10 protein-coding genes and 1 pseudogene are annotated in these 11078 nt (G+C 74.1%); 7 read left to right on the forward strand and 4 right to left on the reverse strand.

Annotation, left to right across the window (positions count from 1 at the left end; translation table 11 throughout):
• The first annotated feature begins 277 nt into the window (after positions 1–277).
• The 6 genes from FOE67_RS06560 to FOE67_RS06585 all read left to right on the forward strand — a co-directional run bounded on the left by FOE67_RS06560 (position 278) and on the right by FOE67_RS06585 (position 6433).
• Entirely contained in the window at positions 278–1030 is a 753-nt protein-coding gene (locus tag FOE67_RS06560; RefSeq protein WP_182661401.1) for a winged helix-turn-helix transcriptional regulator, read from the forward strand.
• Between the two features lie 43 nt (positions 1031–1073).
• On the forward strand, positions 1074–2102 hold the full coding sequence (locus FOE67_RS06565) for a LacI family DNA-binding transcriptional regulator (RefSeq protein ID WP_182661403.1): 1029 nt from the start codon (positions 1074–1076) through the stop codon (positions 2100–2102).
• Positions 2103–2420: 318 nt separating this feature from the next.
• The gene (locus tag FOE67_RS06570; RefSeq protein ID WP_323384367.1) at positions 2421–2942 is read left to right on the forward strand and encodes a Uma2 family endonuclease; all 522 of its coding nucleotides are present in this window, start codon (positions 2421–2423) and stop codon (positions 2940–2942) included.
• Positions 2939–4123, forward strand: coding sequence for a S1C family serine protease (locus tag FOE67_RS06575; RefSeq protein ID WP_182661413.1), 1185 nt, complete (start codon positions 2939–2941; stop codon positions 4121–4123). Before FOE67_RS06570 ends, FOE67_RS06575 begins: the two co-directional genes overlap by 4 nt.
• Positions 4124–4148: 25 nt before the next feature.
• Complete coding sequence (locus tag FOE67_RS06580) at positions 4149–4886, forward strand: response regulator transcription factor (protein WP_228473619.1); 738 nt, start codon at positions 4149–4151, stop codon at positions 4884–4886.
• Between the two features lie 95 nt (positions 4887–4981).
• Entirely contained in the window at positions 4982–6433 is a 1452-nt protein-coding gene (locus tag FOE67_RS06585; RefSeq protein WP_182661415.1) for a HAMP domain-containing sensor histidine kinase, read from the forward strand.
• A gap of 60 nt (positions 6434–6493) precedes the next feature.
• Here the strand turns inward: FOE67_RS06585 and soxR are convergent, their stop codons facing one another.
• Together soxR and FOE67_RS30280 are read right to left on the reverse strand one after the other, a co-directional pair.
• Entirely contained in the window at positions 6494–7018 is a 525-nt protein-coding gene (soxR, locus tag FOE67_RS06590) for a redox-sensitive transcriptional activator SoxR (RefSeq protein ID WP_323384370.1), read from the reverse strand.
• A gap of 10 nt (positions 7019–7028) precedes the next feature.
• Positions 7029–7712: pseudogene (locus FOE67_RS30280) on the reverse strand (winged helix-turn-helix transcriptional regulator).
• A 43-nt stretch (positions 7713–7755) separates the two neighbouring features.
• Here FOE67_RS30280 and FOE67_RS06600 point away from each other — a divergent pair.
• A complete protein-coding gene (locus FOE67_RS06600; protein WP_182661407.1) occupies positions 7756–8151 on the forward strand; it encodes a VOC family protein in 396 nt (131 codons plus the stop codon).
• 195 nt (positions 8152–8346) lie between these two features.
• Here FOE67_RS06600 and FOE67_RS06605 read toward each other — a convergent pair whose 3' ends face one another.
• Together FOE67_RS06605 and FOE67_RS06610 are read right to left on the reverse strand one after the other, a co-directional pair.
• Positions 8347–9030, reverse strand: coding sequence for a GNAT family N-acetyltransferase (locus tag FOE67_RS06605; protein ID WP_182661409.1), 684 nt, complete (start codon positions 9028–9030; stop codon positions 8347–8349).
• A gap of 198 nt (positions 9031–9228) precedes the next feature.
• The gene (locus FOE67_RS06610) at positions 9229–11046 is read right to left on the reverse strand and encodes a bifunctional metallophosphatase/5'-nucleotidase (protein ID WP_182661411.1); all 1818 of its coding nucleotides are present in this window, start codon (positions 11044–11046) and stop codon (positions 9229–9231) included.
• Positions 11047–11078 lie beyond the last annotated feature (32 nt).

Below are 11078 nucleotides of genomic sequence, written 5' to 3' on the forward strand. Positions count from 1 at the left end.
CCCCTCCGCCGCCGGTTCCGGGCCCGGCCCGCGGGCCCTCCCGGTTACCGTCGGGCGACGAACGAGCCGGCGGAATGTGCCCGCCGGGTATCCGCGATGTGACACGAACCCTGCGCGCGGGGGTCCTCCCGGGCTATGCTCTTTGCCCAGAAGGATCCGGGCACCGATGCCGTACCGGGTCCTTTCGCGCTTTTCGGGCAGCGTCGCCCGCGGCGCGTCGGAGACGTCCGTTCCGAAGTCGTCCACATTGCCGGGACCGAGGAAGGAACCGCCCGCCATGAGTTCCCTGCTGCTGCTGACCAACGCCCTCCAGCCCTCCTCCCAGGTCCTCCCGGCCCTGGAGCTCCTGCTCCACAACGTGCGCGTCGCCCCGGCCGAGGGCCCCGCGCTGGTGGACGCCCCCAGCGCCGACGTCATCCTCGTCGACGGCCGTCGCGACCTCCCCCAGGTCCGCTCCCTGTGCCAGCTCCTGCACTCCACCGGCCCCGGCTGTCCCCTGGTCCTCATCGTCACCGAGGGCGGCCTGGCCGCCGTCACCGCCGACTGGGGCGTGGACGACGTGGTGCTCGACACCGCCGGCCCCGCCGAGGTCGAGGCCCGGCTGCGGCTGGCCGTCGGCCGCCGCCAGATGGTCACCGACGACAGCCCCATGGAGATCCGCAACGGCGACCTCTCGGTGGACGAGGCCACCTACAGCGCCAAGCTCAAGGGCCGCGTGCTCGACCTCACGTTCAAGGAGTTCGAGCTGCTGAAGTACCTCGCCCAGCACCCGGGCCGGGTCTTCACCCGCGCCCAGCTCCTCCAGGAGGTCTGGGGCTACGACTACTTCGGCGGCACCCGCACCGTGGACGTGCACGTGCGGCGGTTGCGCGCCAAGCTCGGCCCCGAGCACGAGTCGCTGATCGGCACCGTGCGCAACGTCGGCTACCGCTTCGTCGTCCCGGAGAAGAACGACCCCGCCCGCGAGCAGGCCAGGGCCGTGACCCGGGAGGCCGAGGAGGTCGTCAAGCAGGCCGCCCGCCGGGCCTGAGACGGGGCCGGGGGGCGTCGGGGCCCGCGCGTACACTGTCGCGGTGGCCAAGGTGACGCGGGACGATGTGGCACGGCTGGCGGGCACCTCCACCGCCGTCGTCAGTTATGTCATCAACAACGGACCGCGCCCGGTGGCCGCGGGGACCAGGGAGCGGGTCCTGGCCGCGATCAAGGAGTTGGGGTACCGCCCCGACCGGGTCGCCCAGGCCATGGCCTCCCAGCGCACCGACCTGATAGGTCTGATCGTCCCCGACGCCCGACAGCCCTTCTTCGCCGAACTCGCGCACGCCGTCGAACAGGCGGCGGCCGAGGGCGGCAAGATGGTGCTGGTCGGCAACTCCGACTACCTCGACGAGCGCGAGGTGCACTACCTGCGCGCCTTCCTCGGCATGCGGGTATCCGGCCTGATCCTCATCGGCCAGGGGCCGAGCGAGAACGCCGCCGCCGAGATCGAGGCCTGGGACGCCCGGGTGGTGCTGCTGCACGAGCGGCCCGAGGCCTTCGGGGACAACGAGGTCGCGGTCGTCCTCGACGACGTGGGCGGCGCCCGCGCGGCGGTGGCCCACCTGCTGGACCACGGCCACCCCTACGTGGCCTGCCTCGGCGGCACCGAGTCCACCCCGACCGTCGGTGACCCGGTCACCGACCACGTGGAGGGGTGGCGGCAGGCGATGCGCGCCGCCGGCCGTTCCACCGAGGGGCGGCTCTTCCACTCGCCGTTCAACCGGTACGACGCCTACGAGGTGGCGCTCGACCTGCTGGCCGGCCCCGACCGCCCACCCGCCATCTTCTGCGCCACCGACGACCAGGCCATCGGTGTCCTGCGGGCCGCCCGCGAACTGCGCCTCGATGTCCCCGGCGAACTCGCCGTCGCGGGCTTCGACGACGTCAAGGAGGCGGGCCTGACCGATCCGCCGCTGACCACCGTCGGCTCCGACCGCCCCGCCATCGCCCGGGCGGCGGTGGCCCTCGCCACCGGAGAGGGCGAGGAGAACGGTTCGGGGCCCGCCGAGCGGGTCCGGAAGTTCCCCGTGGAACTGCGGATCCGCCGGTCCTGCGGCTGCCCCTGAGCCCTTCGGGGGTCCTCCCGCGGGCAGGGCCCGGGGGCGCGACCGTGAAAGCAATGCGCTCACTCGTTCGGGTGGACAAGGGTGCCGGCCTCTCCAATCGTGGAAGAGGCATGCCGGGATGGTGACGATCCGAACCGAGGAGACCACCATGAGCGCACTCACCCCGGGCCGCCGGTGCGACTACGGCGACGGCTGGGTGGGCCTGCTCGCGCTGTGGGAGGACACGGAGGCACCCGAGGGTTGCCGGGTGGAGTTGGTCGAGGGGACCGTCACCGTGGCACCACCACCGTCGAAGAGCCACAAGCCATCGCCGAGGAGGTGCGGCGCCAGCTCTACGGGCTGCCTCGGATCGGTACGGAATTCGGGATCCACCAGACCCTCGGGCCGGCTCTCCCCATCCGGTCCGGAATCTTCGTCCCCGATCTCGCGGTGGTCCCCCGAGCGGCTGTGCGGGGGCCGGGCAGGTATGTCGCGGCGGGGGAGGCAGCTCTCGTCGTCGAGGTGACATCGAAGGGGAACGCCGGGCAGGACCGTGTGACGAAAGCCGCCGCCCACGCGCAGGAGGGGGTGCCCCTGTGCCTGCTCGTGGACTGTCGGGCGACGGACACCCCGGGCCTCGTCCTGTACGGCGAACCGGGGGCAGGGGTGTATCGCACGCCGTGGTCGGGCGAGTTCGGGGACGCCGTTCCCCTCCCCTCCCCTCCCCCTTCGGGTGCGAGATCGACACCGCCGAATTCCCCGTTTCCCGAGTCCGGCGCGGGACCGCGCCGCAAACCCCGGGAAAGTCCAAGCCAATTCTCAGCCGCCTCTCATCTCGGCGGCGCACGCTCGGGGGCATGAACGACAACGTCTCCTCCGGCCCGCGGCGCTTCCCGTGGCATCCGGCCCCGGAGCCCCGGGACGAGCGCGGTACCGGACACGACTTCGACCTCTCCCCCACCGGGCGCGCCGATGGCGAGCCCCCTTTCGGCGGACCGGCCCCGGACACGATTTCCACCGATCCCCTTCCCCACCCGGACACGGCCGGGGGGCGGCCCGCCGGCCCGCGCGTCGCCCCGTCATCCGGCGGCACGGGCGGCCCCGGCGGGCCCGCGGCCTCCGCCGACGGGCCGGCGGACGGCCCCGCTCGCCGGCGGCGGGTCGGCCGCCCCCTGGCGCTGCTGACGGCCGTCGCCGTGGCCGCCGGTGCCATCGGCGGTGTCTCCGGTGCCCTGCTCGGCGGTTCCACCGTCACGGCCTCGACCGGGGGCGCCGACACCGCCCTCGCGGACACGATCTCCACCGGCACGTCCGGCGTCGCCGGGATCGCCGCCGCCGTGAGCCCCGGCGTCGTGGAGATCACCACCGAGTCGAGCACCGGCTCCGGCGTGATCCTCACCGCCGACGGTGAGATCCTCACCAACAACCACGTTGTCGCAGGGGCCTCGGGGGTCTCCGGTGGGGGGACGGTGACCGTCACCCTCTCCGACGGTTCCACCGCCGAGGCGGACGTGGTGGGTACCGACCCCGACAGCGACCTCGCCCTCCTCCGGGCCCGCGACGTGAACGACCTGAGCCCGGTGACCCTCGGTGACTCCGACGAGGTGGCCCTCGGCGACCAGGTGATCGCCATCGGCTCGCCCGGCGGCCTCTCGGGGACCGTCACCAGCGGCATCGTCTCCGCGCTGGACCGCGAGGTGACCGTGCCGCGCCAGGACGGCACCGGGCGGGACGGGAGCGGTGCCCCCCGGGGCGACTGGGGCGGCCCCGGCGGTTCGGCCCCCGACCCATGGGGCGGAGGGTCCGCGTGGACCGCGTCCACCACGACGTATCGCGCCATCCAGACCGACGCCGCCCTCAACCCCGGAAACTCCGGCGGCGCGCTGATCAACAGCGCCGGCGAGGTCATCGGCATCAACTCCGCGATGTACAGCACCTCGCAGGACGCCTCCTCGGCCGGCAGCGTCGGCCTGGGCTTCGCCATCCCGATCAACGACGCCGAGCAGGTGGTCGATGCCCTCCGTGCCGACGCCGGTTCCTGAGTCGCCGGGTGTCACACTGAGCGACATGAGCGAGGAGTCCCGGGTACTGATCGTCGACGACGAGCCGGCGGTGCGGGAGGCACTGGAGCGCAGCCTCGTCTTCGAGGGCTACCGCACCCGCACCGCCGTCGACGGACGGCAGGCGCTGGAGCTCTCGGAGAGCTGGCGGCCGGACGTGATCGTGCTGGACGTCCTGATGCCCCGCATGGACGGTCTGACCGCCGCCCGTCGGCTGCGCGCGGCCGGTGATCGCACCCCGATCCTCATGCTCACCGCCCGGGACACCGTCGGCGACCGGGTGAGCGGTCTGGACGCCGGCGCCGACGACTACCTGGTCAAGCCGTTCGAACTGGACGAGCTGCTGGCCCGGCTCCGCGCGCTGCTGCGCCGGGGCGCCTACGAACGGGCGGGCGCGCCCGATGTCGCGGGCGGCTCCGGTGGCGACGGCGCCTCCGGCCCGCCGGACCTGGTCTTCGCCGACCTGCGGCTCAACCCCGCCACCCGCGAGGTCGGCCGGGCCGGTCGGCCGGTGGAGCTGACCCGCACCGAGTTCACCCTGCTCGAACTGTTGATGGCCCACCCCCGCCAGGTGCTCACCCGCGAGCAGATCCTCCGCGAGGTGTGGGGCTTCGACCACGAGCCCACCTCCAACTCCCTGGACGTGTACGTGATGTATCTGCGGCGCAAGACGGAGGCGGGCGGCGAGCCCCGCCTCATCCGCACCGTGCGCGGCGTCGGGTACACCCTGCGCGAGCCCCGGTGAACGCCTCCGGCGCCGGACCCGTCCCGCCGGTCCCGTCCGGCCCGCCGCCGGGTCCCGCCGCGCCGGAGGAGGGGCGGCCCCGGGGACGCGCCGGCATCCCGCTGCGCTCGCGCCTGGCCCTGCTGACGGCCCTCACGGTGGCGCTGGCGGTCGCGGCCTGCGCGGCCGGTGCCTGGTTCCTGGTGCGCGGTGAGCTGATCCGCTCCCTGGACGAGACGCTGCGCGACAACCGCCTGGGGCCCGAGCTGTTGGCCGCCCGGGGCACCACCCTCGGCTGTCGCGAGATCCCCGGGGACGGTACCGGGGAGGATCCCCCGACCGGGGACGGCGATCATCCGCCGTTGCCCTTCGACGACATCACCCGGATCGTGAGCACCGCGGGCGAGAGCTGCGTGCTCTTCGGCTACGCCGACCTGCCGGTGACCGAGGCGGACCGAGAGGTGGCCGTCGGCGCCCGTCCCGAGACCGTGCACACCGCCGTCGGCACCGACGGGGTCGAGTACCGCGTCTACACCCGGCAGCTGCCGGGCTTCGTCAACGCCCTGTCGGTCGCCCGGCCCATGAGCGAGGTCACCGAGCCGCTGCGGTCCCTGGCCGTGGTGCTCTCCCTGCTGGCGGTGGCGGGCGCGGTGGGCGCGGCGGGAGTGGGCACGGCGATCGCCCGGGCCGGTCTGCGGCCGGTGGACCGGCTGGCGGAGGCCGCCGAGCACATCGCCCGCACCGAGGACCTGTCGGTGCGCATCCCCGTGACCGGGGACGACGAGGTGGCCCGGCTCTCCCGCTCGTTCAACGAGATGACCGCCGCCCTCGCCTCCTCCCGTGACCTGCAGCACCAGCTGATCGCCGACGCGGGCCACGAGCTGCGCACCCCGCTCACCTCGCTGCGCACCAACATCGAGCTGCTGGCCCGCAGCGAGGCCGGCGGCCGGCAGCTGGACCCGGGGGTGCGGCGCGAGCTGCTGGCCTCGGTCACCTCCCAGCTCGGGGAACTGACCGGCCTGATCGGGGACCTCCAGGAGCTGTCGCGCCCCGAGCGGCGGGCGAGCCGGCACCCGGGGACGGTGGGACTGCACGACGTGGTCGGCCGGGCCGTGTCCCGGGCCCGGTTGCGGGCCCCCGGGACGGCGATCGAGGCCGAGGCGGAGCCCTGGTGGGTGAGGGCGGAGGCGTCGGCCCTGGAGCGCGCGGTGATCAACCTGCTGGACAACGCGGTGAAGTTCGGCGCGGACGGGGGCGCGGTCGAGGTGGTCCTGCGGGACGGCGAGCTGCGCATCCGGGACCACGGTCCGGGCATTCCGCCCGACCAGTTGCCGCACGTCTTCGAGCGGTTCTGGCGCTCACCGGACGCCCGGGGCCTGCCCGGTTCCGGGTTGGGGTTGTCGATCGTGGCGCGGGCGGTGCGGGAGAGCGGTGGGACGGTGGAGCTGCGGCCGGCCCCGGGGGGCGGCACGGAGGCGGTGCTGCGGTTGCCCGGGGCCCCGCACCCCCCGCCGGAGGAGCCGCCGCCCGGCGGGCCCGCGCCGGGCGGCACCGCCCCGCCGGGGTGAGCCGGGCCCCGGGTCCCCGCGCGGTCGGGGAAGGGCCCCGCCCTCGTCCGGAGCGAACCGTCAGCAGCTGTTGAACCGGTAGGGGCCCGGTCCGTTGCGCCTCAGCACGTCGTTGGGGTTGGCGAGCTGGCAGCTGCTCAGGGACAGGCAGCCGCAGCCGATGCACTCCGTCAGGCCGTCCCGCAGCTGCTCCAGCACCGCGATCCGGGCGGCGAGGTCGGCCCGCCAGCCGGCCGAGACCCGGGCCCAGTCCTCCGGGGTGGGGGTGCGGTTCTCCGGGAGTTCGGCGAGCGCCGCGCGGATGGCGGCCAGTGGTATGCCCACGTTCTGCGAGACCCGGATGAAGGCGACCCGCCGCAGGGTGTCCCGGGGGTAGCGGCGCTGGTTGCCGGAGGTGCGGCGGCTGGTGATCAGCCCCTCGTCCTCGTAGTAGCGCAGCGCGGAGTGGGCCACGCCGCTGCGCTCGGAGAGCTGTCCGATGGTCAGCTCGCGGGTCAGCGGCGGTTCGGCGGTGGCGCCCTCACGCCCGGGATCCCGCGCGGTGCCGGGGGAGGCGGGGGACATCGACGACACGGGCTCGGTCACGATGTCGAGCCTAGCGTGACCTCAAGCGAACTCGAAGTCCATCGGTGGTTTCCCGGCCGTCGGGGCGATACCCGGCCGGCCCGTGGTCGGTGTGCGTCCGTCCCCGCCCCCGACCCCCGGGAGGACACCAGGGCTCCGGCACCCCACGACGCCGCTCCCCCCGGGCCCCGAACTCCTCACCGGCTCCGGGCCTCGGACGCCCCCGGGGCATCGTGAGCCGGACGCCGGCCTCCACCGGCGGCGAACGCTGGTGTCGGGCCCGGTCGAATCGGTGCCGTGAGGCGAGGATGTCGTCCGGGTGGCGGCGGCTCCACCGGCGGAAGCCGTTGATCGTGTGGTGCGGTTCCCGGCCGGTGGGGGTGAGCCGGTATTCGGTGCGTGGCGGCACGGGGTGGTGGAACGTCCGACCCACCACCGCGTTGCGCTCCTACCGTCGCAGGGTGGCGGTGAGCAGCCGATGGCTGATGCCGGTGACCCGCCGATGCGGTTCACCGAAGCGGCACGTGCCCGTGCCGAGGGCCTCGATGACCGGCACCGCCCACTTGGTGTCGACCACGTCGAACACCTCGCGAGCCACCGGGTGCGCCCGTGCCGCGTGTGGCGCCGCCGACGTGTCGGGAGCCGGCTCCTCCACCCGCCGTTCCTCCCTCGCGCCTCTTACCGAAAAGTGCGTACTTACCCCATCCGTGGCCATCGTCTTACGGTCTGGTCGGCAGTCTCAACGCACAGGAGTGGACATGACCGTCCTGAAGACCTACGCCCGCCTCTGGGTGGACGACCTCGACGCCTCCCTGCCGTCGCTGCGGACCCTGGTCGGCGGGGAACCGGATCTGCGGTTCGCCTTCGACGCGGTCGAGTTGGCCGCGATCGGCGACTTCCTGGTGATCGCCGGTCCGCCCCGGGAGCGGGCCCGTTACGGGCACGCCTCCGCCACCGTGGTCGTCGATGACCTGGACGCGGTCGTCGCGGGGCTGACCGCCGCCGGTGGGGAGATCACCACTCCGGAGGCGACCGGCCCCACCGGCCGCTACCTGTACGTCCGGCACGCCGGGGGAGCCGAGGTCGAGTACGTCGAGTGGATACCGGAGTTGGTTGACCGGATCATCGGTCCCGGGACTCCCGCCGGGCGTTGAGGCCGGACGTCCGCACGTGCCCGGGGGTGCAGGCCGGTGGAGTGCGCCCTCCACCGGATCAGCCGACTTCGGGCAGTCCTTCGCTTCGCGCCCGGGGCACACCCGGGCGCGAAGCGAAGGCCTGCCCGAAGTCGCTCGACATCCGTGAGGGAACGGGCGGGGCGTCCTCCCGGCCCTTCCGTCCCCGGGGGGACGTCACACCCGATCCGCAGGCGCTTTCCCGGACTTCCCGCTTCCCCCGGGCGGTGGGTCCTCGCTCAGCCGGGCGTGCAGGTGCATGTCGTGCCACCCGTCGGTGTGCAGCAGGGCCCGGCGGCGGACCCCCTCCAGGAGGTAGCCGGCCGCCGCGGCCACCCGGCAGGAGGCGGGGTTCGCGGTGGAGTGGCCCAACTCCAGACGGTGGAAACCGGCCTCGCCGAACGCCCACGCCGTCACCGCGCCCACCGCCCGGCGGGCGACGCCCCCGCCCCGGGCGGCCGGCGCGGTCCAGTAGGCGAGTTCGGCCTGGCCGCCCATGGGGATGATGCCCTGGAGCGCGACCCGGCCGACCACCGTCCCCCCGGCGTCCCCCTCGCGGTGCTCCGGGTCGTGCTTTCCGGCGGCGGCGTTCGGCGGGTCGGTGACCACGGCCCAGTGGGCGCCGCGCTCGGCCCGCCACGCCCGGCGCCACTCGGCGACCCAGCGGCGCGCCTCCTCCTCGGAGTCGGCCCGGCGCAGGTGCCATCGCCGGATGGCCGGATCGCGGAAGATCTCCACCAGCCTCGGGGCGTCGGCCTCCGACCAGGGGCGCAGCAGCAGGCCGCCGTCGGCCCGCAGGGAGGGCTGGGGCGAGCCGGAGAGCCGGCCCGGTGGCAGGACGGGGGCGACGAGGTGCGGCATGGGCGTCATCCTTCCGGAGCCGGCCCGGGCCGGCCATCCGGATCGACCGTCCGGCACGCCGGCTCCCGGCCCCGGCCCCCGAGGCGGCACCGCCGCACGACGGAGGGGGCGGCACCGGACCGGGTGGGTCCGGCACCGCCCCCTCGGGGTGTGCCGCGCGGCGGGTCACCCCGCCGCCTCGTTCGGTGGATCAGCCGATCAGCGGATGACCGTGATCCGGTCGGCCGCCGGAGCGGTCAGCGGGCTCTCCGGCGAGGAGATGGCGCCCAGGTGGTCGATCAGGGCGTCCAGGTCGAGACCGCCGTAGACCACGTCGGTGCCCTCGGCGAGGGTCGGGAACCCGTCACCGCCGCCGGCCAGGAAGGAGTTGACCGCGATCCGGTAGGTCGCGGACGGGTCCAGCGGTTCGCCGTGGACGGTCACCGAGTCGGCGACGATCCGATCGGCGCCCTCCCGGGTGAGGTCGAGGGTGTAGGAGAAGCCCTCGGAGGGCTGGAGGATCTTGTTCGCCGTCAGGTTCGGGCCGCTGACCTGCTCGCGCAGCACCCGGAGCACCTGCTCGCCGGTCAGGTCGAGCAGCACCACGTAGTTGGAGAACGGCTGGACCGCGAAGCCCTCGCCGTACGTCACCACACCGTCCCCCTCGTCGCCGGAGGCCGCGTACACCAGATCGGTGCGGATGCCGCCCGGGTTCATCAGGGCGATCGTCGCCGTCGGGTCCACCCCGCGCGCGTGCGCCAACTGGGCGTCCGCGATCAGGTTGCCCAGCGGGGACTCGGGGATGTTGCGGTCCTGGGTGATGTCCTCGGCGATCCAGCCGATCGGCCGGCTCGCCACCGCGCCGGCCAGGTCGCGCCAGTAGTCCAGCAGCGCGGTCAGGTCGGAGGCGCGCTCCCGCTCGCGGTGCACGACCCGGTTGGTGCCCTCCACGGAGGCCCGGACGATGTCCTTCTTCTTCCGGTCGTACTCCATGGTCAGTTCGGTGAAGAGCACGCCGTTGGACTGGGCGGAGGTCACCAGGCGGTCGTTGCCGGCCGGGTCGGGGATGGTGCACACGTACGGCCGGTGGGTGTGACCGGTGATCAGCACGTCCACCGCCGGGTCGGTCTTCTCCGCGATCCCCACGATCGGGCCGGAGAGCCCGCCGGCCGCGTCGCAGTCGTGGTTGTGGGCGGGGGAGGGGGCGTAACCGCCCTCGTGGATCAGCGCGATGACGGCGTTGACGCCCTTGCGCTTGAGCTCCCGGGTGTACTTGTTGATCGTCTCGGCCTCGTCGAGGAACTCGATGCCCTCGATGCCCGCCCGGGTGACGATGTTCGCGGTGCCCTCGAGGGTGACGCCGATGAAGCCGACCTTGGCGCCCTTCATGTTGTGGATGCTGTAGGGCGGCAGGATGGGCACGCCGGTGTCCTCGTGCACGACGTTCGCGGCGAGGAAGGGGAAGTCGGCGCCCTCGAACTCGCGGCCCTCGTCGTAGCAGCCGTCGACCGGGTGGCAGCCGCCCTCCTGAAGGCGGATCAGCTCCTCCCAACCGGAGTCGAACTCGTGGTTGCCGACCCCGACGACGTCCATCCCCAGCAGGTTGAGCGCCTCGATGGTGGGCTCGTCGTTGAAGAGCGCGGAGAGCAGCGGGGTGGCGCCGACCATGTCGCCCGCGGCGACGGTCACCGAGCGGTCCCGGCCCTCGCGGGCCTCGCGCAGGGCGGTGGCCAGGTACTCCACGCCGCCGGCCTCGATGGTCTCGTGCCCGCCGTGGTCGTGCTCGTGCGTGACCAGGCCGCCCGAGCCGGTGGGGGGCTCCAGGGCGCCGTGGAAGTCGTTGAGGGCCAACACCTGGAGTTCGACGGTGTGGCCCGGCTTGGCGGGCTTCTCCGGCTTGCCGGGGTGGCCCTTGCCGGGACCGCCGGCGACCGCCTGGGCGGCGGGCAGGGAGAGGGCGAGCGCACCGACGAGGCCCACCGCGAGGGTCGCCGTGGCGCGGCGCCGCCGCCGGGGCGTGGGGGGTGATCCTGACATGGGGGACAAGTCCCTTTCGGTGGGGCGGGCTT

Origin of the sequence: Streptomyces calidiresistens (genome assembly GCF_014141525.1) — a bacterium.
In the GTDB taxonomy this organism is placed as follows: domain Bacteria; phylum Actinomycetota; class Actinomycetes; order Streptomycetales; family Streptomycetaceae; genus Streptomyces; species Streptomyces calidiresistens.

Coding starts and splice junctions, on each gene's coding strand:
- FOE67_RS06610 (WP_182661411.1), bottom strand. CDS start 11,046: ATGTCAGGATCACCCCCCACGCCCCGGCGGCGGCGCCGCGCCACGGCG.
- FOE67_RS06575 (WP_182661413.1), top strand. CDS start 2,939: ATGAACGACAACGTCTCCTCCGGCCCGCGGCGCTTCCCGTGGCATCCG.
- FOE67_RS06560 (WP_182661401.1), top strand. CDS start 278: ATGAGTTCCCTGCTGCTGCTGACCAACGCCCTCCAGCCCTCCTCCCAG.
- FOE67_RS06605 (WP_182661409.1), bottom strand. CDS start 9,030: ATGCCGCACCTCGTCGCCCCCGTCCTGCCACCGGGCCGGCTCTCCGGC.
- FOE67_RS06600 (WP_182661407.1), top strand. CDS start 7,756: ATGACCGTCCTGAAGACCTACGCCCGCCTCTGGGTGGACGACCTCGAC.
- FOE67_RS06580 (WP_228473619.1), top strand. CDS start 4,149: ATGAGCGAGGAGTCCCGGGTACTGATCGTCGACGACGAGCCGGCGGTG.